Origin of the sequence: Pseudoduganella rivuli (assembly GCF_009674485.1) — a bacterium.
Lineage (GTDB): Bacteria > Pseudomonadota > Gammaproteobacteria > Burkholderiales > Burkholderiaceae_D > Rugamonas > Rugamonas rivuli_B.
The window spans coordinates 48,645-71,868 of sequence record NZ_WKJJ01000016.1 but is presented as its reverse complement, the minus strand read 5'-3'; the positions used below and the strand labels follow the sequence as shown (position 1 = coordinate 71,868).

The 23,224-nt window shown below is 64.3% G+C and carries 18 protein-coding genes; 12 read left to right on the top strand and 6 right to left on the bottom strand.

The features are described from left to right. Window positions 1-2 precede the first annotated feature (2 nt). From GJ700_RS23675 to GJ700_RS23655, 5 genes are all read left to right on the top strand, one after another. Entirely contained in the window at window positions 3-2,267 is a 2,265-nt protein-coding gene (locus GJ700_RS23675) for a hypothetical protein (protein ID WP_154378565.1), read from the top strand. Between the two features lie 16 nt (window positions 2,268-2,283). Then, the gene (locus GJ700_RS23670) at window positions 2,284-3,378 is read left to right on the top strand and encodes an aminotransferase class I/II-fold pyridoxal phosphate-dependent enzyme (RefSeq protein ID WP_154378563.1); all 1,095 of its coding nucleotides are present in this window, start codon (window positions 2,284-2,286) and stop codon (window positions 3,376-3,378) included. Further along, window positions 3,341-3,802: a hypothetical protein gene (locus tag GJ700_RS23665; RefSeq protein WP_154378561.1), complete on the top strand. Its 462-nt coding sequence runs from the start codon at window positions 3,341-3,343 to the stop codon at window positions 3,800-3,802. The genes GJ700_RS23670 and GJ700_RS23665 overlap by 38 nt, the downstream gene beginning before the upstream one ends. 75 nt (window positions 3,803-3,877) lie before the next feature. After that, window positions 3,878-4,468 carry a hypothetical protein gene (locus GJ700_RS23660; RefSeq protein WP_154378559.1) on the top strand — a complete coding sequence of 197 codons (591 nt, stop codon included), beginning with the start codon at window positions 3,878-3,880 and terminating at the stop codon, window positions 4,466-4,468. Between the two features lie 17 nt (window positions 4,469-4,485). Continuing rightward, window positions 4,486-5,214, top strand: a complete 729-nt coding sequence (locus GJ700_RS23655) for an amidohydrolase family protein (RefSeq protein WP_154378557.1) — start codon at window positions 4,486-4,488, stop codon at window positions 5,212-5,214. 10 nt (window positions 5,215-5,224) lie between these two features. Here GJ700_RS23655 and GJ700_RS23650 read toward each other — a convergent pair whose 3' ends face one another. Next, entirely contained in the window at window positions 5,225-6,628 is a 1,404-nt protein-coding gene (locus GJ700_RS23650) for a sigma-54-dependent transcriptional regulator (protein WP_154378555.1), read from the bottom strand. A 279-nt stretch (window positions 6,629-6,907) separates the two neighbouring features. Next, a complete protein-coding gene (locus GJ700_RS23645) occupies window positions 6,908-9,163 on the bottom strand; it encodes an arginine/lysine/ornithine decarboxylase (protein ID WP_154378553.1) in 2,256 nt (751 codons plus the stop codon). On the opposite strand from GJ700_RS23645, the gene GJ700_RS35910 reads away from it, so the two are divergent. After that, window positions 9,162-9,290: a hypothetical protein gene (locus GJ700_RS35910; protein ID WP_260117384.1), complete on the top strand. Its 129-nt coding sequence runs from the start codon at window positions 9,162-9,164 to the stop codon at window positions 9,288-9,290. The genes GJ700_RS23645 and GJ700_RS35910 overlap by 2 nt on opposite strands. 75 nt (window positions 9,291-9,365) lie before the next feature. Here the strand turns inward: GJ700_RS35910 and GJ700_RS23640 are convergent, their stop codons facing one another. Both GJ700_RS23640 and GJ700_RS23635 read right to left on the bottom strand, forming a co-directional pair. Beyond that, entirely contained in the window at window positions 9,366-9,971 is a 606-nt protein-coding gene (locus tag GJ700_RS23640) for a DUF4337 domain-containing protein (RefSeq protein ID WP_154378551.1), read from the bottom strand. A gap of 38 nt (window positions 9,972-10,009) precedes the next feature. Continuing rightward, window positions 10,010-10,489 (bottom strand): dihydrofolate reductase, encoded by a 480-nt coding sequence (locus tag GJ700_RS23635; protein WP_154378549.1) that lies wholly within the window; start codon window positions 10,487-10,489, stop codon window positions 10,010-10,012. A 376-nt stretch (window positions 10,490-10,865) separates the two neighbouring features. Here GJ700_RS23635 and carA point away from each other — a divergent pair, with 376 nt between their 5' ends. Genes carA through GJ700_RS36145 form a run of 3 tightly spaced genes read left to right on the top strand, consistent with a single transcriptional unit; the run spans window position 10,866 to window position 17,622 of the window. After that, window positions 10,866-12,035: a glutamine-hydrolyzing carbamoyl-phosphate synthase small subunit gene (gene carA / locus GJ700_RS23630; RefSeq protein ID WP_154378547.1), complete on the top strand. Its 1,170-nt coding sequence runs from the start codon at window positions 10,866-10,868 to the stop codon at window positions 12,033-12,035. After that, window positions 12,028-15,864 (top strand): carbamoyl-phosphate synthase large subunit, encoded by a 3,837-nt coding sequence (gene carB, locus GJ700_RS23625; protein WP_154378545.1) that lies wholly within the window; start codon window positions 12,028-12,030, stop codon window positions 15,862-15,864. Before carA ends, carB begins: the two co-directional genes overlap by 8 nt. Window positions 15,865-15,879: 15 nt before the next feature. After that, window positions 15,880-17,622 (top strand): methyl-accepting chemotaxis protein, encoded by a 1,743-nt coding sequence (locus GJ700_RS36145; protein WP_154378543.1) that lies wholly within the window; start codon window positions 15,880-15,882, stop codon window positions 17,620-17,622. 87 nt (window positions 17,623-17,709) lie between these two features. Here the strand turns inward: GJ700_RS36145 and GJ700_RS23615 are convergent, their stop codons facing one another. Then, on the bottom strand, window positions 17,710-18,807 hold the full coding sequence (locus GJ700_RS23615; protein WP_154378541.1) for an ABC transporter substrate-binding protein: 1,098 nt from the start codon (window positions 18,805-18,807) through the stop codon (window positions 17,710-17,712). Window positions 18,808-18,920: 113 nt separating this feature from the next. Beyond that, the gene (locus tag GJ700_RS23610; protein ID WP_154378539.1) at window positions 18,921-19,817 is read right to left on the bottom strand and encodes a LysR family transcriptional regulator; all 897 of its coding nucleotides are present in this window, start codon (window positions 19,815-19,817) and stop codon (window positions 18,921-18,923) included. Window positions 19,818-19,916: 99 nt separating this feature from the next. On the opposite strand from GJ700_RS23610, the gene GJ700_RS23605 reads away from it, so the two are divergent. The 3 genes from GJ700_RS23605 to GJ700_RS23595 are packed head-to-tail and all read left to right on the top strand — an operon-like array spanning window position 19,917 to window position 23,200. Further along, window positions 19,917-20,375, top strand: coding sequence for a (2Fe-2S)-binding protein (locus tag GJ700_RS23605; protein ID WP_154378537.1), 459 nt, complete (start codon window positions 19,917-19,919; stop codon window positions 20,373-20,375). Between the two features lie 10 nt (window positions 20,376-20,385). After that, the gene (locus GJ700_RS23600; protein WP_229507206.1) at window positions 20,386-22,614 is read left to right on the top strand and encodes a xanthine dehydrogenase family protein molybdopterin-binding subunit; all 2,229 of its coding nucleotides are present in this window, start codon (window positions 20,386-20,388) and stop codon (window positions 22,612-22,614) included. Window positions 22,615-22,624: 10 nt separating this feature from the next. Then, on the top strand, window positions 22,625-23,200 hold the full coding sequence (locus tag GJ700_RS23595; RefSeq protein ID WP_154378535.1) for a UbiX family flavin prenyltransferase: 576 nt from the start codon (window positions 22,625-22,627) through the stop codon (window positions 23,198-23,200). Window positions 23,201-23,224: the final 24 nt, after the last annotated feature.

The window sequence follows — 23,224 nt, the reverse complement described above, 5'->3', positions numbered from 1 at the left end:
ACATGGCTAACATCAAGAACGCGGCCGCCACGGCAAAGAATATGCGCGGGGCGATCCAGGTGACGGTGCACGACACGCAAACGGGCGCGCCCGTCGTCAACGCCGCCATCAAGCTGTACGAAGCGCGTAACAGGCAGGGCGAGCGCATGCATGCGTGCGACGTCGATGAAGTCAAGAAGTGGGTGCCGGACGATGCGCAACTGGTCGCCACCGGCTTCACGGGGCAGGATGGCGCGGTGCTGTTCGACCAGCGCGAACCGGGCGCGTATATCGCCGCCTATGACAACATCGTGCCAATGCGCATGGATGCGCTGTATTACCAGTGCGCGGCAGTCATGCACGGCTGCACGGAAAACATTTGCTTCGATTTCGCCTTCAATCCCACGGTAACGCTGTCGTATGAAAACAATTGCCAGCCGGTGGGCGAGCATTGCGCCTTCGTCGGCGACAAGGCCTTTGCGGAAGTGCATGTCGATGGCGACGGCCCGCTCGACGAATCGCAGGTCAAGATCGTCGCGCGCTCGCCGTGGCTGCAGCGCAGCGACGACCGCCACACGTTTGTGTCCAGCCTGCGCCACAGCGGCATCCACCGCTTCGAGGCCCAGGTGCTGTTCGCACGGCGCGGCAAGCCTGCCGCGATCATTGTCGGTCCCGGGCACCTGCCCGGGCACGACCATGGCCAGTCGGCGGCCGGCATGCCGATGGCGCGCAACGGCGCGGGCGCATCGCTGACGGCGGAGGAACTGGCGGGCGTGCTGTCGCCCGGCAGCATGGCGGGATTGAAAGTGGCCGCCGATATCGAAGTGGACCAGCGCACGCCGACCCCGATTTCCGGCAACCTGGGGGTATCGCTGTCGCGGTCCGAAACGGAGCCGACGGAAGACTTGCCGCTGTGGACCCTGATCCGCAACAGCACGGAAGCGCTGGGCTTCAACAATTACCTGAAGTTTATCGACCAGCTGTTTTGCGATGCGCCGGTGGGCGGCTTGTCCGAGTTCGAGCGCCAGCGCTTCGTCGCCAAGGGCGCCATGTTCAACAACCTGAAGGGGCGGCGCCTGCTGCCGTTCAACGATGCCGATTCGTACCGCGTGCTGAAGGCGGCCACGGAAGCGTTCGTGATGGTCAATTGCGGCATATTGAGCCTGCCGCTGGCCTTCAATCCCGCCGAAGATGCCGCCTACCTCGACCGCCGCGACATTCCCAATGGCGGCGACCTGGCGCAAGTGCTGGCCGGCGATTACCTGGAAGTGGTCGATGGCTCCACGTTGACCTTGCCGTACCTGGCGGTGATCCGCCGCAAGTTGCCGGACATTCCCATTCACCTGGGGCCAAAGGAAGCGGATGCGGACCTGTGCTTCGGCATCATCCAGGAGCGCCTGTCGAATCCCTGCCTGCTGGAACTGATCTGGTCGTACTGGCAGGAGGAGGGCATGCTGGTGCAAACCATGAATGCCATCACACAGCGCTTCCAGAACCTGCGGGCGCCCGGGATCGGACCGGACCCGCTGGCCAACACGGAAATCGACATGCTGCGGCCGCTGAACAACCTGCTGTGGGGCTATACGCAGGATGAACAGCACCGGCTGTCCGTGGTGCGCCGCAATTACGAGTACGACCACCATTACGGCATCCGCCTCGATGGCAAGGCCGTGCGCCAGTTCCGTCCGGCCGACAGCCGCTCGAAATTCCTGGAAGCGTTCCACCATCTGCTGCGCCTGCTGACGGCGTTTTACCGGCAGGATGACGACACCACCGTCAAGGCCGACGCCTTCCCCGTGCTCAATGCGCTGAAGGAAATCCATTTAATCCTGTCGCAGGGCGCGCACAACCAGTTCGGCGACCTGCCCAGCACGGCGCGCATCGAAATGCTGATGCAGCAATGGCTGCTGGCACGCCCCGAATTCCGCGAATTCCTGCCGACCCGCGTCATGGTCGCGTATCCGGAACCGTGGATGGACAGGGTCGATGCAATGAAAAAGCTGCAGAACTGGACCGATACCAGTGTCGTGCATTTCCGTTCGCTGGCGCTGTTCGGCGAACAGTTGCTGCTGTCGATCCGCTATGGCAACTGGAGCGACGTCTATGAATCCACGCAAGCGTTCAACTGGGCCCGCTTCTGGCGGCCGCAGGCGCAAGGCTACATCCATGCGTACCGGGCGGCCACCGGGGTCGATTTGTCGGTGGACGGCGCCGATCCCGCCGCGGATTCCACCTTGCCGTCCGTGTTGTTGCGGCAACGGCTGACGCAACAGCACCAGCGCGCATGAGCGTGTCTGAGGATGTATGAGCGGGGCGGACTTTCGCAGCGCGCTGTACCTGGGCATGCGCCACAGCGCGCCGGAACTGGTCGCGTGGACGGCGCTCACGCTGGGCAAGCCGGCCGCGTTGCAGGACCCGCCCGGCGCCGTGGCGCTGGCGCGGCAACTGGCGCAACTGCAAGGCTGCGAAGCGGCGACCCTGCTGCCGTCCACGTTACACCTGTTCCGCGATGTGTTCGGCATGCTGGCGCGCGGAGCCATGGTGGCGCGGCCGTCGCTGCTGGTGGATGCGGCGGCGTATCCGATTGCACGCTGGGGTGTGGAATGGGCGGCGCTGCAGGGGGTGCCGGTCCGGAAATTCCGCCATGGCGATGTGGTGCAACTGGCCGGCCTGGCGCAACGGGCTCATGGCGGCGGATGGACGCCCGTGGTGCTGGCCGACGGTTATACGCCGGGCGACGCGGGGACGCCGCCGCTGCGGGCTTACGCAGGCATCGTGGCGCCGCTGGGCGGCTGGCTGGTGCTGGACGATACGCAGGCCCTGGGCGTGTTGGGGCGCGAAGGCGGCGGTTCCGTGCGGCTGCACCGGTTGCAGCAGATGCCGGTATTGACGGGGGCGTCGCTGGCCAAAGGCTTCGGCGCACCGCTGGCGGTGCTGGCGGGACCGGCGTGGCTGATTGCGGCGTTCGAGCGGCATAGTGAAAGCCGCGTGCACGCCAGCCCGCCATCGGTCGCGGTGATTGCCGCCGCCCGCCATGCGTTGCACGTCAATGCGCGCGACGGGCCCCGCTTGCGGCGCAGGTTGCTGGCGCGTATACGGCAGTTGCGTAGTGCTGTTGCAGCGGCGGGACTGGCTTGCCATGGCGGCGCCTTTCCCGTGCAACTGGTGCCGCTGCCGGGCATGGAGGAACAGGATGCGCTGGCGCTGGCCGAACGGGTGCAAGGCATCCTGCTGCGCACGAAAAACGGATTGGCGCTGGGATTGCTGTTGCGGGCCGACCATGGCGAACTGGAGGTGGCGCGGGTGGCGGCGGCGCTGGCGTCCCGGATGGTATCGGGGAAAACACGAGGAGGAGGCGACCATGCATACCGGTTTCGAGATATTGCCGTTTTCGGCTGAATGGCTGGAAGCGGAAGGGTGGTCCGGTGAAAGCGAACAGGGCGAGCGCGCGATGCGGATGGCGCGCGGCGGCAGGGGCGGGCGCCCGGCGCGTGCCGCGCCAGGGAGCGCGGGCAAGGCCGGACTGGGCGCGATGGCGAAAGGGGGGCGTGCTGCGGGTGCGGGAAAAGGGCAGGCGCCAGGGGCCAAACCGCCTGCAGGAAAGAGCTGGGGCAAGGGCAAGGGCATGCCGGTGGGCCGCTATCCCCGCCGGCGTCCGGTGGGCTGGCCGGGGCCGTGGGGCGGCGTCTGGCCGGCCGGCGTCGCGGTCTATGAACCAGACTGGCTGGCGGTGGCCGATGCTCCGCCAGGCGACGAACCGGATGCCGCGGCGGACGATGATAGCGACGATATGGATTACCGCAGCGACGCGGGGGAATGGTAACGGAGGTGTGCCATGTACAGTAAAAATTGCCAATGTGCTTCCTGCCGGAATACGGCTGCGGGCGGCTTTGAAGTAATGGAGTTTTCCAGCGAAGGCTTTCCCGGCGAGTTCGAGTCGCCGTTCAGCGAGCAGGAGGAAACGGAACTGGCGATGGAATTGCTGTCCGTCAGCAGCGAGGCGGAACTGGAGCAATTCCTGGGTAACGTGTTCAAGAAGGCGTGGCAAGGCATCAAGAAAGTCGCCAAGCCGCTGGGTGGCGCATTGAAGGGGATTGCCAAGGCGGCGTTGCCGATGGTGGGTGGCGCGCTGGGCTCGTTCATTCCCATCCCCGGCGTCGGCACGGCGCTCGGCTCCGCGTTGGGCGGCGCGATCAGCAAGGCGCTGGAAGTGGAAATGAATGAAATGGGCGAACTGGCGCAGGAAGACCGCGAATTCGAAACCGCGCGCCGCGTGGTGCGGATCGCCGGTACCGCAGCCAGGCTGGCGGGAGACAGCGACGGCAGTCCGCAAGCCGTGCGTGGCGCCTTGCTGCAGGCGGTGCGTGCGCATGCGCCGCATTTCCAGACGCGGGCCGAGCGCTGCGCCGCCGGCGGCGACGGCGAAGCGTATTGCGGCCCGTGGCGCAAACGGCGCGCCGAACGGTTCCCGCTGCTCGAGCTGCCATAGCGTTGGCGTGCGCTGCGATGATCATCGATTGCCACTGCCATGCCGGTCCCGGCGACGGCTTGTCCGGCCCGTGGGACAGCGACGCCACGCTGGCGCGCTACCTGCGCCGCGCCAGCCGGGCCGGTATCGCCCGCACGGCGCTGCTGCCCGCATTCCATAGCGATTATGCGCTGGCCAACGGCGCCGTGGCGCGCATGGTGGCGGCCAGTCCCGGGCGCTTTTATGGCTATGCGTTCGTCCATGCGCGGCGCGATCGCGGCCGCATCGGCGCCATGGTGCGCACGGCGGTCGAACAGTATGGATTCATCGGCATCAAGGTGCACAAACACGACGCCCGCATCAGCGGAGAAGTGTGCGACGCGGCGCGGCGCTACCGTTTGCCGGTGCTGTATGACCCGGCCGGCGAAACCGCCGTGGCGGAATTGCTGGCCACGCAGTATCCGGATGTGAATTTCATCTTGCCGCACCTGGGCAGCTTTGCCGACGACTGGGCCGCGCAACTGGCGCTGATCGACCACCTCGTGCGGCACCCGAATATTTATGCCGACACTTCCGGCGTGCGCCGCTTCGACTTGCTGGAACAGGCGGTGCGGCGCGCCGGACCCCACAAGCTGCTGTTCGGCAGCGACGGGCCGTGGCTGCATCCGGGGCTGGAATTGGAAAAAGTCAGGCTGCTGGGATTGCCGGCCGCCGATGAAGCGCTGATCACCGGCGAAAATTTCCTGCGCCTGATATCGCCCGCTTGATGACCGACCCTCAGTGATAGGCGGGGCCATCCGGCTTGCCCTTGCGCCGCATTTGCAGCGCGCGGTCGCTGATGCCCAGCAGCGCGGCGGCGCGCTGGTTGTTGCCCTGTTCGGCCGCCAGCGCCAGCTTCATGGCGGTGTCGGCGGCGGCCTGGCTGATGGCCGGCAGCGAGACGCCGAGGTCGAGCGCGTGGCGCACCGCGTCCGTGAAATGCTGGTCGGGCCACGCCGCGCCTGCCTGTAGCCGCTCGTCCGGCGGCACGTCGCCAATGGTCAGCGGGCCCAGGCCGCAATGGCGGTGCCAGATGCGGGCCACGGTTTGCCGCAAGTCCCGCACATTGCCGGGATAGCTGCGTGTCAGCAAATATTCGCGCACGGCGGGGTCCAGTTCGTGCGCGTGGTCGGGATCGAGCTGGCGCAGGAAGTGCGATACCAGCGGCAGGATGTCGCCCGTGCGTTCGCGTAGCGGCGGCGGGCGGCAGCGCCAGCCCGCGATGCGGTAGTACAGGTCGGCGCGGAACGTGCCGGCCGCGACGCAGGCGTCCAGGTCGCGGTTGGTGGCGCACACCAGGCGGAAACGCGTCGGTTGCCAGTGATTGCCGCCCAGCCGTTTGTATTGCTGTTCCTGGATCACGCGCAGCAATTGCGCTTGCAGCGGCAATGGCAATTCGCCCACTTCATCGAGGAACAGGATGCCGCCGTCGGCCTGGGCAAAGGCGCCGTCACGCGCGTTCATCGCACCGGTGAACGCGCCTTTTTCATGGCCAAAGAATTCGCTGCCCGCCAGTTCCGGTGACAGCGTGCTGCAATCGAGCAGCACCAGCGGCGCGTCGCCATGCAGGCCGCCACCGGGGTGTTGATGGAGGTGATGGATCAGTTTGGCGATCTGTTCCTTGCCGGTGCCGGTTTCACCGGTGATCAGCACGGGCGACTGGGTCCAGGCCGCCACCTCCACCACGCTGCGCACCAATGCGCGCCAGGCGGGGCTGTCGCCCACGAGGCACGAACGCACGGCGTCCGATTGCATCAATTGCTCGACGGCGCGCCACCGGTGCAGGCGCGCGGCGGCCTGGGTGGCGATGCTGTCGGCGCCGGCGGGGGCCGTGGGCCACAGCAGCACATCCGCGGCGCCTGCCGCCAGTAGCGACCAGCCGGTATTGGCGGGCAGCGCGCCGCAACAGACGGCCAGCACCGACTGGTTGCCGCACTGATCCGTCACCAGCGCGGCCAGCGCAGCGGCGGCCTGCTCATCCCACTGGCTGAACAGCAAGACCGCCAGCCCGGCGGGCTTGCCATGCGCCGGCTGCACACTGACCCCAGCCAGGCCCAGCCCGGCTACCAGCGCGTCGGCAGCACCATCCGGCAGCGGAGCGACCGGATGCAGGGACGCGATCAGCGTGTCTGCGCCATCCATACTGTCAAGTTAGGCAGCGGGGAGGCGGGGCAATTGAGGAGACGCAAGCATGTTGGCTCCTGTATTGGGGGGAAAGATTGACGAAACACTACGATTCTACGCTGCCCATTGCCGCGTGGCCATCGCCATGCCAGAAAAACAACTCTGCCGCAAAGCCGCCCGCTATAAGCCTCGTACGAACGATAGTGCTTTTGGGGCCAGGCCCCGAAATGTCGAGTAGATCGTTGCTCAATAAAAAGGCCGGCGTTCAGCCGGCCCTGTGTCACGCTGGTGTAGCGCTTACTGTTTGACGCAATCGACGAAGTAATCGCGTTTGCCGTTGACTTCGCGCTTGACCAGGCCGTGCACGTCGGTCTCGAAGCCCGGGAAGCGTTCGTTGAAGTCGCGTGCGAAGCGCAGGTAATCGACGATGGTCTTGTTGAAGCGTTCGCCCGGGATCAGCAGCGGGATGCCCGGAGGATATGGCGTCAGCAGGATCGACGTGATGCGGCCTTCCAGTTCATCGATGGCCACGCGTTCGATTTCGCGGTGCGCCATTTTGGCGAACGCTTCCGACGGTTTCATCGCAGGAATCATGTCCGACAGGTACATTTCCGTGGTCAGGCGCGCCACGTCATATGCCTTGTAGAAATCGTGGATTTGCTGGCACAGGTCGCGCAAGCCCATCGATTCGTAGCGTGGGTTGGCGGCCGCGAATTCCGGCAGGATGCGCCACATCGGCATGTTCTTGTCGTAATCGTCCTTGAACTGTTGCAGCGCGGTCAGCAGCGTGTTCCAGCGGCCCTTGGTGATGCCGATGGTGAACATGATGAAGAACGAATACAGGCCGCATTTCTCGACGATGACGCCGTGTTCCGCCAGGTACTTGGTGACGATCGACGCGGGAATGCCGGTCTCGCCGAACTGGCCGTCCAGCGACAGGCCCGGGTTGACGATGGTGGCCTTGATCGGGTCCAGCATGTTGAAGCCCGGCGCCAGGTCGCCGAAGCCGTGCCATTCCTTGCTGTCCGCCGTGAAAATCCAGTCTTCCTGCGAACCGATGCCTTCTTCCGCGAAGGTGTCCGGGCCCCAGACCTTGAACCACCAGTCCTTGCCCCATTCCTCGTCGATCTTTTTCATCGCGCGGCGGAAGTCCAGCGCTTCCAGAATGGATTCTTCCACCAGCGCGGTGCCGCCCGGCGCTTCCATCATGGCGGCCGCCACGTCGCACGACGCGATGATGGAATACTGCGGCGAAGTCGACGTGTGCATCAGGTACGCTTCATTGAAGGCGTCCTTGTCCAGTTGCACGGATTCCGAATCGCGCACCAGCACCTGCGATGCCTGCGACAGGCCCGCCAGCAGCTTGTGGGTCGACTGGGTCGAGAAGATCAGCGATTCCTTGGCGCGCGGGCGGTCCTTTCCGATCGCGTGCATGTTCTTGTAGAAATCGTGGAACGTCGCGTGCGGCAGCCACGCTTCGTCGAAGTGCAGCGTGTCGATTTCGCCGTCCAGCATTTCGCGCAGGGTTTCCACGTTGTACACCACGCCGTCGTAGGTCGATTGCGTGATGGTGAGGATGCGCGGCTTCTTGTTGGCGGCGTCGCGCGCGAACGGGTTGTTTTCGATCTTGCGCTTGATCGATTCCATCGTGAACTCTTCCAGCGGAATCGGACCGATGATGCCCAGGTGGTTACGCGTCGGCATCAGGAACACGGGGATCGCGCCGCACATGATGATCGAGTGCAGGATGGATTTGTGGCAGTTGCGGTCCACCACCACGATGTCGCCCGGGGCAACCGTCGAGTGCCATACCATCTTGTTCGACGTCGACGTGCCGTTCGTCACGAAGTAGCAGTGGTCGGCGTTGTAGATGCGGGCCGCGTTGCGTTCCGACGCGGCGACGGGACCGGTGTGGTCCAGCAGCTGGCCCAGCTCTTCCACGGCGTTGCAGACGTCGGCGCGCAGCATGTTTTCACCGAAGAACTGGTGGAACATCTGGCCGATCGGCGACTTCAGGAACGCCACGCCGCCCGAGTGACCCGGGCAGTGCCACGAATACGAACCGTCGTTGGCATAGTGCACCAGCGCGCGGAAGAACGGCGGCGCCAGCGAATCCAGGTAAGACTTGGCTTCGCGGATGATGTGGCGCGCCACGAATTCCGGCGTGTCTTCGAACATGTGAATGAAACCGTGCAATTCGCGCAGAATGTCATTCGGGATGTGGCGCGACGTGCGCGTCTCGCCATACAGGTAAATCGGGATGTCCGCATTCTTGTAGCGGATTTCTTCGACGAATGCGCGCAGCGACTTCAGTGCGTCATCGGTTTCTTCCTTGGAACCGCCGCCGAATTCCTCGTCGTCGATGGACAGCACGAAGGCCGAGGCGCGCGACTGCTGCTGGGCGAACTGGGACAGGTCGCCGTAGCTGGTGACGCCCAGCACTTCCATGCCTTCTTTCTCCATCGCAGCGGCCAGGGCGCGGATACCCAGTCCGGACGTGTTCTCGGAACGGAAATCTTCATCGATGATGACGATAGGGAAACGAAATTTCATGGATGTCTTCTCCAAAAAGAACAACCGCCCCGGGATCGTTGAACTCCGGAGCGGGCTGGGCGTCGCCTTGGCAGGCAACGCAAAAAATAAGATCGCGATTCTCGCAGAAAATCCGATGCTTTTGTGAAAAAAGTTGCCGAATTTTCTGTCTAATGTGCTTCCATCTTAGACGATCCAGATGAAATCGCCGTGACAGCAGGATTTAATGGTGCGCGCCGCCGCCCAGGAAGGCCAGCGGATCGACGTGCGCCGCGGCACAAATGCCCAGCACGACACCGGCCGCCGCCACGCCGTACGACGTGTACAGCAGCCATTTACGGTGCGTCAGCAGGGTAATCGCCGCCAGCGAAATCGCGATCTGCACGGCGGTGGTGGCCAGCGCCCACTGGTGGTGCGTGTGCATCATGGCGTCGGATTTCTTGTTCCACTCGGCCGACGACGCTTCCCATTTTTCCGCGTCTTTCTTGATGTCTTCCTTTTCCGTCTTGTAGCGGGCCACTTCGGCCTTGTACTTTTCAGGATCGACGCCCGGCAGGATCATGGCCAGTTCCGCCAGGTTCTGCTTGGACGATTTCGACTGGTAATAGCTCCAGCTGTTGGCGGCCTGGGTCTTGTCGATGGCCGCGTTGTTCTTGTACATGGCGGCTTCGTTTTGCGTGGCGCCGCCCTGGTAGCCGAACAGCGCGCCGACCGTGGCCAGGATGGCCGTGGTGACGGCGATGTTGCCGGCGAATTTGTCATTGCTGTGGCCTGCGTGTTCGACCGCGTGATCGTGCGGGCCGTGGACGTGAAAACCGTGTCCGGACATGGTGATACCTCGTAACGTAGGTGGAGTTGAAGTAGAAATCAGAATTTGCGGTACGTGACGAACGCGTAAGGCAGGCCGCTTGCCGCCACGTGCGGTTCGCGCGCGGTTTCGCGCCATTCCGGTCCCAGGGCGGGGAAATGCGCATCGCATTCGTAGGTGGCCTGGATTTCCGTGATGATCACTTCATCGGCCAGCGCCAGCGCCTGTTCATAGACCTGTGCGCCGCCAATGATATAGGCCTGCGCATCGCCGGCCACCAGCTCGCGGGCCTCGGCCAGGGAGTGCACGGTTTCCACGCCGTCCGCGCGCCAGCTGGCATTGCGCGTGATGACGATGTTGCGGCGGTTCGGCAGCGGGCGGCCGATCGATTCGTAGGTCTTGCGGCCCATGATGATGGCATGGCCGGTCGTCAGCCGCTTGAAATGCGCAAGGTCTTCCGGCAGCTTCCATGGCAGGGTGTTGTGGATGCCGATGCCGCGCTCCAGGTCGGCGGCAACGATGATGGCCAGCAAGGTCATGGTTTTGTTACTCGTATAAGGCTGATCGGGTTCCGCATTATAAGGGAAGAAGGGAGGCCGTCACCTTCAGCTTGCCCTTGTCAATCCGTGTGCCGATAATGAATCGACAAACTTGTCGAAATACTCATCCGTATGCTCATGACACTGAGGCAAGCCTGTGGTCACTCTTGCATTGCTAGTGTCATCACGGACCTTGCCGCTTTCTACATGTCGCGTTGTGCCGCTGCCTCATTCGTAAAACCCTTACAAGACGATTCGCGCCATTGTGACTATTCGTGAGATTTGAACGAACTTTTTTAAGTATTGTGCGTGTAGCGCCAGAGCAATTAATTCCAAGAAACGGCCAGTAGACAGTTTTTCACTCTGGAGGGAGACAATGAAACACCCACTCAGGCACGCTCTTGGAGACGTGCAGCATGCGATATTGGCCTTGGCCGACGGCACCTTGTTCCACGGCGTATCGATCGGCGCGGCCGGTGCGACCAGCGGCGAAGTGGTCTTCAACACGGCCATGACGGGCTACCAGGAAATCCTCAGCGATCCCAGCTACAGCAGACAGATTGTCACGCTGACGTATCCCCATATCGGCAATACCGGTATCAATAGTGAAGACGGCGAATCGCCCCGCATCCATGCGGCCGGCCTCGTCATCAAGGATTTGCCGCTGCTGCAGTCGAATTTCCGTGCCACGCAATCGCTGCCCGACTGGCTGCGCGAGCAGGAGATCGTCGCCATTGCCGGTATCGATACCCGCAAGCTGACCCGTATCCTGCGTGAAAAAGGCGCGCAAAACGGCGCCATCGTCACCGGCGACGACGCGGTCAAGGCCGCCGAAATCGCGCTGGAGCGTGCACGCGCTTTCCCCGGCCTGAACGGCATGGACCTGGCCCGCACCGTCACGACCAAGGAAGCGTTTGAGTGGTGCGCCACGGAATGGACGCTGGGCCGGGGTTTTGGTCACCAGCATACGCCGCGTTTCCACGTGGTGGCGTATGACTTCGGCGTGAAAGCCAATATCCTGCGCATGCTGGCCGAACGCGGCTGCAAAGTCACCGTGTTGCCGGCCGAGGCGGGCGCGCAGGCGGCGCTGGCGCTGCAACCGGACGGGATTTTCCTGTCCAACGGTCCCGGCGACCCGGGTCCGTGCACTTATGCGATCGACGCCGCGCGCGAATTGATGGACGAGGGTATTCCGACGTTCGGCATTTGCCTGGGCCACCAGATCATGGCGCTGGCGTGCGGCGCGCGTACCGTCAAGATGAAGTTCGGCCACCATGGCGCCAACCACCCGGTGCAGGATGTGCTGAGCGGCGAAGTGATGATCACGTCGCAAAACCATGGTTTCGCGGTGGACGCGTCGACCCTGCCGGCCAACTGCAAGGTCACGCACGTGTCGCTGTTCGACGGTTCGCTGCAAGGCTTCATGCGCCTCGACAAACCCGCTTTCTGCTTCCAGGGCCACCCGGAAGCTTCGCCCGGTCCGCACGACCTGGCGCCGTTGTTCGACAAATTTATTTCTCTGATGGGAGAACGCCAGCATGCCTAAGCGCACCGATATCAACAGCATCCTGATCATCGGCGCCGGCCCGATCGTGATTGGCCAGGCGTGTGAATTCGACTACTCCGGCGCGCAGGCGTGCAAGGCGCTGCGCGAGGAAGGATACAAGGTGGTGCTGGTCAATTCGAACCCGGCCACCATCATGACCGATCCGGACATGGCGGACGTCACCTACATCGAGCCCATTACGTGGCAAGTGGTGGCGGCCATCATCGAGAAGGAACGTCCGCAAGCCGTGCTGCCCACGATGGGCGGCCAGACCGCGCTCAATTGCGCGCTGGACCTGCACCATCACGGCATCCTCGAAAAATTCAACGTGGAACTGATCGGCGCCACGCCGGAAGCCATCGACAAGGCCGAGGACCGCGCCAAGTTCAAGGCGGCGATGACCCGCATCGGCCTCGGTTCGGCGCGCTCCGGCGTGGCCCACACAATGGCCGAAGCGTGGGTGGAACAGGAAAAACTGGGCTTCCCCGTCATCATCCGCCCGTCGTTCACGATGGGCGGCAGCGGCGGCGGCATCGCCCATGACGCGGAAGAATTCCTCACCATTTGCACGCGGGGGCTGGAACTGTCGCCCACGTCCGAGCTGCTGATCGAGGAATCGCTGCTGGGCTGGAAAGAATTCGAAATGGAAGTGGTGCGCGACCGCAAGGACAACTGCATCATCGTCTGCTCGATTGAAAACCTCGACCCGATGGGCGTGCATACGGGCGACTCCATCACGGTGGCGCCGGCGCAAACGCTGACGGATAAGGAATACCAGATCATGCGCAACGCGTCACTGGACGTGCTGCGCGAAATCGGCGTGGACACGGGCGGCTCCAACGTGCAGTTCGCACTGAATCCCGTCGACGGCCGCATGATCGTCATTGAAATGAATCCCCGCGTCTCGCGTTCGTCGGCGCTGGCGTCGAAGGCGACCGGCTTCCCGATTGCCCGCGTGGCGGCCAAGCTGGCAATCGGCTATACGCTCGATGAACTGCGCAACGACATCACGGGCGGCGCCACGCCGGCATCGTTCGAACCCGCCATCGATTACGTGGTGACCAAGGTGCCCCGTTTCGCGTTCGAGAAATTCCCCGGCGCGGACCAGCACCTGACCACGCAAATGAAATCCGTGGGCGAAGTGATGGCCATGGGCCGCACGTTCCAGGAATCGTTCCAGAAGGCGCTGCGCGGCCTCGATATCGGCATGGATGGCCTGCGCCGCGCCAACACGGGCGCCGCGGTGATTGCACAGGAACTGGCGCAACCCGGTCCGCAGCGCATCTGGTACGTGGGCGAAGCCTTCGCGCAGGGCATGACGCAGGCCGAAGTGCACGACCTGTCGAAGATCGATCCGTGGTTCCTGGCGCAAATCCACGACCTGGTGGAAGTGGAGCAGTGGATCCAGACCCAGACGCTCGAAGGGCTGGACAAACCCGTGCTGTACCGCCTGAAGCAGCAGGGCTTTGGCGACCGCCGCCTGGCCACGCTGCTGAACACGTCGGAAACCGCCGTGCGCACGCACCGCCACCTGCTGGGCATACACCCTGTCTACAAGCGGGTCGATACCTGCGCCGGCGAATTCGCCACCCGCACCGCCTACATGTATTCGACCTATGACGACGAATGCGAAGCGCAGCCAACCAGCAAGACCAAGATCATGGTGCTGGGCGGCGGTCCGAACCGCATCGGCCAGGGCATCGAGTTCGATTACTGCTGCGTGCACGCGGCGCTGGCCATGCGCGAAGATGGCTATGAAACCATCATGGTGAACTGCAACCCGGAGACCGTTTCGACGGATTACGACACGTCCGACCGCCTGTACTTCGAATCGCTGACACTGGAAGACGTGCTGGAAATCGTCGCGCTGGAACGTCCGGCCGGCGTCATCGTCCAGTATGGCGGCCAGACGCCGCTGAAGCTGGCGCTGGACCTGGAAGCGAACGGCGTGCCGATCATCGGCACCTCGCCCGACATGATCGACGCGGCGGAAGACCGTGAACGTTTCCAGAAACTGCTGCATGAGCTGGAATTGCGCCAGCCGCCCAACCGCACGGCCCGTACCGAAGAAGACGCCGTGCGCCTGGCAGCCGAAATCGGCTATCCGCTGGTGGTGCGCCCATCCTATGTGCTGGGCGGACGTGCGATGGAAATCGTCCATGAGCGGGCGGACCTGGAGCGCTACATGCGCGAAGCGGTGCAAGTGTCGCACGATTCGCCGGTATTGCTGGACCGCTTCCTGAACGACGCGGTGGAAATCGATGTCGACTGCGTGGCCGATGGCGTGGACGTGGTGATCGGCGGCGTCATGGAACACGTGGAGCAGGCCGGCATCCACTCCGGCGACTCGGCCTGTTCGTTGCCGCCTTATTCGCTGGCGCGCGACACGGTGGAGGAAATCAAGCGCCAGACCGCGCGCCTGGCGCGGGGCCTGAACGTGGTGGGCCTGATGAACGTGCAGTTCGCGGTCCAGCGGCAGAAGATCGACGGCCGCACGCGCGACCAGGTATTTGTGTTGGAAGTCAATCCGCGCGCTTCGCGCACGGTGCCGTTCGTGTCCAAGGCGACCGGCCGGCCGCTGGCGAAAATTGCCGCGCGCTGCATGGCCGGCGAAACACTGGCCGAGCAGGGCGTCACCGGCGAAGTCACGCTGCCGTTCTACAGCGTCAAGGAAGCCGTGCTGCCGTTCGGGAAATTCCCCGGCGTCGACACGATCCTGGGTCCGGAAATGAAATCCACGGGCGAAGTGATGGGCGTGGCGCCGACCTTCGGCGAAGCATATTACAAGGCCCAACTGGCAGCCGGCGTGCGCTTGCCGCGCGGTGGCGTCGCTTACCTGCGCGTGCGCCAGGGCGACCAGGCCCGTGCGGTGGCGCTGGCGCGCGACCTGGCCGATGCGGGTTTTGATCTGATCGCCAGCCATGTGACGGCGCAGGTGGTGGCGGCGGGCGGCGTCGCCATCCGCGAAGAGCAGGATGACGCCGTGCTGGCGCAACTGCGCGAAAAAGCCATTGCCCTGGTGGTGGTGACGGTCGATGAAAAGCGTTCGGCGATCGGATCGTCGCGGGCGCTGCGGGTCGCGACGCTGGCGTCGGGCGCCGTGTATTGCACCACGATCGCGGCGGCCGAAGCGTGCGCCGAAGCGCTGAAATATGCGCAGCAGCCGCCCAGCCTGTATTCGGTGCAGGCGCTGCACGCGCTGGCCTCGCAATCGCGGGAAGCCGCGCAGCCGGTGGGCCGCCGCGCGCCAAGCCCGGCAGACCTGGCCGCCGCCGCGTTCAAGGTGCCGGAACGGCGCCGCAGCGTGCGCGAACGCAGCGTTGGCGTGCCACCGTTGAAACTGTTCATCCGCCAGCCGTTCACAGAGTCCGATGCGCGGCAGCAGCGCATGATTGCAGACATCCTGACCCTGATCGATACGGCCAACGGCATTCCGTACCCGTTCCGCTACCTGACGGGGACCGAAGCGGAAAGCGCGGACACGTTCCGCTCCTCGTTCGAGCGCAATTATAACCAGCCGTTTACGCCGAAGAACTTCCGCCGTCACCGCCTGGCGCTGCTGGACCAGGCCGACGTCATGATCAATATCCGCGTCGGCATGAGCGAGTCCAGCGCGTTCGAGCTGGCGTATCACATCTTCAAGGGACGGCGTACGCCGGTGCTGTTCCTGGTGTGGAAAGGGGCGCCCATCAAGACCACGCTGCTGCGCGAGCTGGGCGACATGGTGGACGTCACCTACATCGAGTTTGACGAAGTAGAAGAGCTGAGGGGGGCAATCCACCGCTTCTTCAGTGGCAAATCCCTGCAAGTCCTCGAGGCTTGCAGCTAAAACAAGGAGTAAGAAATGCTGGCAAATTTCAAGATCAAGAACCTGGTGATCGGCGCACTGGGATTCCTCAGTGTGCTGATGCTGGTGATGGGCGTGATGGGTATCTATGGCGCCAATAAATCGGTGGCCATGCTCAATGATGTGACGCTCAATGACCAGCACAACACGACCGAGCGTACCGCGATCCGGCTCGACATGGAAACCAACCGCAGCCAGATCCTGCAGGCGCTGCAGCATAATCCCGGCTTCGACTGGTCCAAGCTGCATGACCATCCGCTGACGAACCACTGGACCATCATCGACACCACGTCGGCGCGCCTGGCCAAGAACTGGGACGCTTACCTGGCCGGCATCAAATCCGAAGAAGAGCGCAAGCTGGCGCAGGAGTGGTATGCGAAGAGCGCGAGCCTGGGCCTGGAACACATCAAGGCCGCCGCCGCCGCCATCAAGGCGGAGCAATGGGATGACGCGGAAATGGTATTGATCAAGAAGATCAATCCGACCTACCGCGTGGGCGACGAAGCCCTGAAAGCGTTCACCGCGTTTTCCGACAAGCGGGCGAAGGAAAATGAAGAAGCCGTGCAAGCGAGCCTGGCGTCGACCCGCAACACCATGATTGCCGTGGTGATCGTGGGCGCCTTGCTGGGCCTGTTTGCCGGCGCCGCTGTCGTGGGCGCGATTTCCGCACCGCTGAAGCAGGCGATGGACGTGGCGCACCGTGTGGCGGAAGGCGACCTGACGGGCAAATCGGAAGTGGTCAGCGACAATGAAATCGGTTCGCTGCTGCGGGCGCTGGACAAGATGAAAGCCAACCTGGCCGACATCGTGGGTGAAGTGCGCGGCAGCACCGACGTGATTTCCAGCGCATCCGGCCAGATCGCGGCCGGCAACATGGATTTGTCGAACCGCACCGCGCAGCAGGCGGCTTCACTGGAGGAAACCGCGTCGTCGATGGAAGAGTTGACGGGCACCGTCAAGCAGAACGCCGAACACGCGCGCCAGGCCAACCAGCTGGCGCAGTCGGCATCGGAAGTGGCCAGCCGTGGCGGCCAGGTGGTGTCGCAAGTAGTCGACACCATGGGTTCCATCAACGATTCGTCGAAGAAGATTGTCGACATCATCGGCGTGATCGACGGCATCGCATTCCAGACCAACATCCTGGCGCTGAATGCCGCCGTGGAAGCGGCGCGTGCCGGTGAACAGGGCAGGGGCTTTGCCGTGGTGGCGTCCGAAGTGCGTTCGCTGGCGCAGCGTTCCGCCGCGGCGGCCAAGGAAATCAAGGCGCTGATCGACGATTCCGTCGACAAGGTCGATTCCGGCGCCAAGCTGGTTGACCAGGCTGGCGCGACGATGGAAGAAATCGTCACCAGCATTGGCCGCGTGGCGAGCATCATGAGTGAAATCACGCAGGCCAGCCAGGACCAGACGGCGGGCCTGGACCAGATTCACTCCGCCATCAGCCAGATGGATGGCCTGACCCAGCAAAACGTGGCGTTGGTGGAAGAAGCGTCGGCAGCCGCCGATTCGCTGTATGAACGGGCTGCCGGTTTGCAGCAGGTGGTCAGCGTGTTCAAGGTGGACAATGCGCCGCAGCAGCTGGCCGCGCCACGCGCACCGATCAAAGCCAAGCCTGCCGCAAAACCCGCCGCCAAGGCCAGCGCTGTGCGCCAGATCGCCGGCCGTTCCGGCAAGCCAGCGCCGGCGCCGAAGAAAGCCCCGGTGGCCAGCGGCGCCAACGACGACTGGGTGGAATTCTGACCGTGTCTCCTCCGGCTGCCTCCCCCGGTGGCCGGTTTCACGGCTGCGCGCTCCCCGCGCAGCCGTTTATTTTTTTAGCGCTTCAATTTATGGCGCCAGCTGTTCCCAGGCCACCTGCCAGTAACCGTTGCGGGTGGCCGTCTTCGCCTCCAGCACGGCGGCCGGCAACTTGACGTCCAGCGCGGCGATGCGGTCCGGGTCGAGCAGGACGGTGGGCTTTTCCTGGCGCAGGATCGGCAGCAGATCCGGCTTGGTGTGGAATTTCAGGATCTTGGCGGCCTGCTGGCCGGCCAGCGCACCCACCTTGCCGAATTCCGCGCCCACGTACAGCGCCGCGCCGGGCACGCGCACCATGGCCAGGGTCACCACCGGCACCTTGTTTTCCTTGCCGTATTCGCCCAGGTCGATGGCCGCTTCATAGCGGTGCAGGCCGTAATACGTGTCGAGCGGGACGGCGAACATGTCGACGCCGTTGCCGCCTTCGTGCAGCGCCTTCAGCGACGGGATGATGCTGTCGGTCTTGGCCACCTGTTTTGCTGTCACGGCCATGCCCAGCGGTTTGGCGCCGACGGCGGCGGCCGCCACGTTGGCCACGCCGTTTTCATCGTCGGTGTGGATCATGCCGATCTTGCTGGCGTTGGGGAAGATCTTTTGCACCATCTTCAGCGAATCCTGCATGCTGGTGTACAAGGTCGATCCCGTCACACCGGGACCGCCGTCCACCAGCGACACGCAGCCGGCGTCCTGCGGGTGGGCCACGGCCGTGAAGACCACGGGGACCTTGGCGTCTTCCAGGATGCCCCGCGCATACTTGGTGGCGGGCGTGCCGATGGTCAGCACCAGGTCGGGCTTGACGGCCGCCATGCGCACGGCTTCCTGCCGCACCTTCATCAGCGCGCCGACGCGGTTCCAGAAGCCGCCCCGCTCGATGTCGAAGTCCACCTTGACGCGGTTGACCTTGAGGTTCTTGCCGGCCGCGATACCTTGCTCTTTCAGCGTTTCCAGGAAGCCGTTGTACGCTTCCTGGTACGGTTCGATATCCGTCACCTGCAGCACTTCGACGCGGTATTCATGGGGCGTTTCCATGGTTTCCAGCGGCAGCGGCTCGATGGCGAAAGAAGGGGCGGCGGCAAAGGCGGCTGCCACGGCCAGGGACACGGCGAAGGGAAGGGCGAGTTTTTTCATGGTGCGGTTGCGGTGAATGTCGATGCCTTATTTAAGCAGGAAACAATGTATTTTCTGCAAGTATCGACAGACTTCGCGAGCCAAACTGCATTCCAGCCCGGCCACCGTTGTATTCATGACGCAGGCGCCGGCGCCTCCAGCAATTCCCGCATGATGCCGAGAAACACCTGCAACACCGGCGACGCATCGTCCTTGCGATAGGTGGCGTACAGCGTGGTGGACGGTGCGCCCTGCGCCAGCGGGCGGTACACCACGCCTGCGTGGCCGAACTGGCCCGTCGATTCCGGCAGCAGGCCGATGCCCAGGCCCGCGCGCACGAGACTGAGCAACGTCTGCACTTCCACCACCTGCTGGTAAATGGTCGGCGTGAAGCCCGCCTCGATGCAGCTCTGGTACAGGTAATGGGCGAACTGCGACTGGTCCAGCTTGAACGAGATAAAGCGTTCGCCCGCCAGGTCGCGCAGCGCGATACGCGACCGGCGCGCCAGCCGGTGGCCTTGCGGCAGCACCACTGCCACCGCTTCGGTCGACAGCGGTTCGCTGACCAGTTCCGCGTCGGTCTGGCCCATGCGGTAAAAACACAGGTCCAGCCGCCGTTCCTTCAGCGCCGCCTGCTGCGCGGCCGGCTGCATTTCGTGCAAGGTCCACTTGACGTCCGGATAGCGGTCCTGGAAGGTGCGCAGCGCCTGCGGCAGGATGCCGACCATCAGCGAACTGATCATGCCGATCTCCAGCGTGCCCCAGTGTCCGCGGCCCGCCTGCCGCGTCAGGTCGATGGCGCGCTCCATTTGCTGGAACACCAGCGCGGCCTGCGCCTTCAGCGCCTGGCCGGCCGCCGTCAGTTCCACGCGGCGCTGCGTGCGCAGGAACAGCGGCGTGCCCAGTTCCGCTTCCAGCAGGCGGATTTGCTGGCTCAGCGGCGGTTGCGACATGTGCAGCCGGGTGGCGGCGCGGCCGAAATGCAGCTCGTCGGCCAGCACGGAAAAGTAGCGCAGCAGGCGTAAATCCATATTCTCTGAATATCAATCAATGCTCAAGAATATATTGTACAAATGATTCGCCGCTAACGATACTGGATTCCACAGTCATCAAATAATAAGGAGGAGACGATGGAACTCAATGTCAACGGCCAGCCGCACACGGTGGCCGCCACGCCGGACACACCGCTGCTGTGGGTGCTGCGCGAACAGCTGGAACTGACGGGCACGAAATTCGGCTGCGGCGCGGCGCTGTGCGGCGCCTGCACCGTGCACCTGGACGGGGAACCGGTGCGCTCGTGCAGCACGCCGGTATCGGCCTGCAAAGGGCGCCAGGTCACAACCATCGAAGGCTTGTCGGCGCAGGGCGACCACCCGCTGCAGCAGGCGTGGGTGGCCGAGGACGTGCCGCAATGCGGCTATTGCCAGTCGGGCCAGCTGATGTCGGCCGCCGCGCTGCTCAAGCGCACGCCGCGTCCCACCGATGACGACATCCTGAACGCCATGTCGGGCAATATCTGCCGCTGCGGCACCTATGAACGCATCCGCCGCGCGATCCATGCCGCCGCCACGATGCAAGCGGCCGTATAAGGAGAACGCCATGGCCCCAATGTCCCTGCGTTCTCCAAAGTACCCGAACCTGTCGCCGCTGTCGCAGCGCCGCCGTGGTTTCCTGAAATCCGCCGCCGTGCTGGGCGCCGGCCTGGCCGTCGGCCTGCGCCTGCCGGGCGCCGCCGCCCAGCAGGCGGCGTCCGGCGCGCTCCAGCCCAACGCATGGGTGCGCATTTTCCCCGACAACAGCATCCGCTTGGTGGTGCACAAGCACGATTCGGGGACCGGCACGCGCACGTCGCTGGGCCTGCTGCTGGCCGAAGAACTGGAAGTGGATTTGCAGCAGGTGGAAATCGTCACGCCGGAACACCCGTTCTTCAAGGATTACATGCACCCGCAGTGGCACGTGTTTTCCACCGGCGGCAGCACCAGCGTGATGCTGGAATACGAACCGCTGCGCAAGGCTGGCGCCACCGCCCGCGTGCTGCTGGTGCAGGCGGCGGCCAACCGCTGGCAGGTGCCGCTGTCCGAATGCCGTGCGCAGGGCGGCCAGGTGGTGCATGGGCCCAGCGGCCGCGCGCTGCGCTATGGCGCGCTGGCGGGCGACGCGGCGCAATTGCCCGCGCCGAAGGACGTGCCATTGAAGGCGCCGTCGGAATTCCGGCTGATCGGCAAGCTCAATCGCAAGCTCGATGCGCAGGCCAAGGTCACGGGGCGCCACCAGTACGGCATCGACGTGAAATTGCCCGGCATGCTGGTGGCGGTGATCCTGCACGCGCCGGTGGTGGGCGGCAGGGTGCGCAGCATCGATGCGAAGAAGGCGCTGGCGACTCCCGGCGTGCGGCAGGTGATCAAGGTACCCGCGTCGCCACCCGGCCTGCTGGGCGGCAACCAGGAAGGCGTGGCCGTGCTGGCCGACGGCTACTGGGCCGCAAAAAAGGGGCGCGACGCGCTGCGCGTGCAGTGGGTCGATGGCGCATTCGCCCGCTTCAACAGCAAGGACGTGCCGGCGCAGCAGCGCGCGTTCCTGGCGCGTCCCGATGCGCCGCTGGTGCGCACCATCGGCATCGGCGACGCGGCGCAGGGGCTGAAACAGGCGGCCAGGGTGCTGCACGCTGAATACACGATGCCGTACAAGGCGCAAAACCCGCTGGAACCCCAATGCGTGGTGGTGGAATTGCGCGACGGGCAAATCCATTACTGGGGCGGGCTGCAAGTGCCCAGCAACGTGCAGTTGGCGGCGAAGGAAATCGCGGGCCTGGCCGAAGACAAGGTAGTGCTGCACGAATTGACGGGCGGCGGCAGCTTCGGCGCCCGCGAAGCGCGCCACTGGCTGCTGGAAGCCACGTTCCTGGCCAAGGCGGCGGGACGGCCCGTCAAGCTGATGTACAGCCGCGAAGATGAAATGCGCCAGCTGTTTTACCACGCGGCCAGCTACGGCAAGCTGTCCGGCGGCCTGGATGCGGACGGCAACCTGCTGATGCTGGCGATGCGCGCCGTGTCGCCCGCGTCGCCGGAAGAGTGGGAGCCAGGCTACAACGAGCGCAAGGACAAGATGGATTACAGCACCACGGAATCGATCTGCATCTGGGATTACGCCTACCGCGCGCCGCACATGGACATCGGGTGGGTGCGGCATGAAACGTCGATGCCAACTGGCTGGTACCGCGCCGTGAGTTTCATCCCGAATGTGTTTGCCACGGAAAGCTTCATCGACGAACTGGCCCACGCGGCGGGCAAGGATGCGCTGGCATTCCGCATCGCGCACATGCAAGAGCGCCCGCGCCACGTGGCCGTGTTGGAACAGGCTGCGCGCAAGGCCGGCTGGGGACAGGCGTTGCCACCCAACCGCGCACTGGGGATCTCGACCAACCAGGCTTACAACAGTTACATCGCCATCGTGGCGGAGCTGGAAAAGCAGGGTGGCGCGGTGACGGTGCGCAAGATCACGTGCGTGGCCGATTGCGGTCTGGCCGTGCATCCGGGCAGCGTGCGCGAACAGCTGTATGGCGGCATCCTGTGGGGCCTGGGCCACGCGCTGTATGACCGCATCGATATCGACAAGGGGAAAGTCGTGCAGTCGAACTTCGGCGATTACCCGGTGATGCGGATGTCCGACATGCCGGACATCGACATCACCATCGTGCAGGGCGACGTCAACAAGCCCAGCGGCGTGGGCGAATTGTCGAACCCCGGTGTGGCGCCCGCCATCGCCAATGCGCTGTTCCGCCTGACGGGCAAGCGGCAGCGCAGCACGCCGTTCACCTTCACCGCCTGAGGAGCGCGCCATGGCGAAACGGCTGGTGGTGGCGCTGACCGGCGCCAGTGGCGCCATCTACGGCGTGCGGATGCTGGAAGCGCTGCGCCGGGCGGACGGGTGGGAAAGCCACCTGGTGATATCGCCGTCCGGCGCGCTGACGGCCATGCACGAACTGGGGCTGCACCGCGCGCAGATCGAGGAACTGGCCGATGTCGTGTACAGCGCCAGGGATATTGGCGCCGCGATTGCCAGCGGTTCCTTCCTGTGCGAAGGCATGGCGATCGCCCCGTGCTCGATGCGCACGCTGGCCGCCGTGGCGCACGGCATGGCGGACAACCTGGTGACGCGCGCGGCCGACGTGATGCTCAAGGAACGCCGCCGCCTGGTACTGCTGGCGCGCGAAACGCCGCTGAATCTCGCGCACCTGCGCAACATGACCGCCGTGACGGAACTGGGCGCCATCGTGTGCCCGCCCGTCCCGGCCTTTTATACGAAACCGCAATCGCTGGAAGAGATCGTGGCCCACACCGTGGGCCGCACGCTGGACCTGTTCGGCGTGCCGCACCAGGACATGGTACGGCGCTGGCAGGGTATCACTGCATAACAATGGAGACAAAATGGATCACAA

Bases quoted from the DNA above. Each gene is read 5' to 3' on its own strand.
- GJ700_RS23600 (WP_229507206.1), top strand. From the start codon at position 20,386: ATGGCCCCAATGTCCCTGCGTTCTCCAAAGTACCCGAACCTGTCGCCG.
- GJ700_RS23670 (WP_154378563.1), top strand. From the start codon at position 2,284: ATGAGCGGGGCGGACTTTCGCAGCGCGCTGTACCTGGGCATGCGCCAC.
- GJ700_RS23640 (WP_154378551.1), bottom strand. From the start codon at position 9,971: ATGTCCGGACACGGTTTTCACGTCCACGGCCCGCACGATCACGCGGTC.
- GJ700_RS23650 (WP_154378555.1), bottom strand. From the start codon at position 6,628: ATGGATGGCGCAGACACGCTGATCGCGTCCCTGCATCCGGTCGCTCCG.
- GJ700_RS23595 (WP_154378535.1), top strand. From the start codon at position 22,625: ATGGCGAAACGGCTGGTGGTGGCGCTGACCGGCGCCAGTGGCGCCATC.
- GJ700_RS36145 (WP_154378543.1), top strand. From the start codon at position 15,880: ATGCTGGCAAATTTCAAGATCAAGAACCTGGTGATCGGCGCACTGGGA.
- GJ700_RS23655 (WP_154378557.1), top strand. From the start codon at position 4,486: ATGATCATCGATTGCCACTGCCATGCCGGTCCCGGCGACGGCTTGTCC.
- GJ700_RS23660 (WP_154378559.1), top strand. From the start codon at position 3,878: ATGGAGTTTTCCAGCGAAGGCTTTCCCGGCGAGTTCGAGTCGCCGTTC.
- GJ700_RS23610 (WP_154378539.1), bottom strand. From the start codon at position 19,817: ATGGATTTACGCCTGCTGCGCTACTTTTCCGTGCTGGCCGACGAGCTG.
- GJ700_RS23645 (WP_154378553.1), bottom strand. From the start codon at position 9,163: ATGAAATTTCGTTTCCCTATCGTCATCATCGATGAAGATTTCCGTTCC.
- GJ700_RS23635 (WP_154378549.1), bottom strand. From the start codon at position 10,489: ATGACCTTGCTGGCCATCATCGTTGCCGCCGACCTGGAGCGCGGCATC.
- GJ700_RS23665 (WP_154378561.1), top strand. From the start codon at position 3,341: ATGCATACCGGTTTCGAGATATTGCCGTTTTCGGCTGAATGGCTGGAA.
- carA (WP_154378547.1), top strand. From the start codon at position 10,866: ATGAAACACCCACTCAGGCACGCTCTTGGAGACGTGCAGCATGCGATA.
- GJ700_RS23605 (WP_154378537.1), top strand. From the start codon at position 19,917: ATGGAACTCAATGTCAACGGCCAGCCGCACACGGTGGCCGCCACGCCG.
- GJ700_RS23615 (WP_154378541.1), bottom strand. From the start codon at position 18,807: ATGAAAAAACTCGCCCTTCCCTTCGCCGTGTCCCTGGCCGTGGCAGCC.
- GJ700_RS23675 (WP_154378565.1), top strand. From the start codon at position 3: ATGGCTAACATCAAGAACGCGGCCGCCACGGCAAAGAATATGCGCGGG.
- carB (WP_154378545.1), top strand. From the start codon at position 12,028: ATGCCTAAGCGCACCGATATCAACAGCATCCTGATCATCGGCGCCGGC.
- GJ700_RS35910 (WP_260117384.1), top strand. From the start codon at position 9,162: ATGGATGTCTTCTCCAAAAAGAACAACCGCCCCGGGATCGTTGAACTC.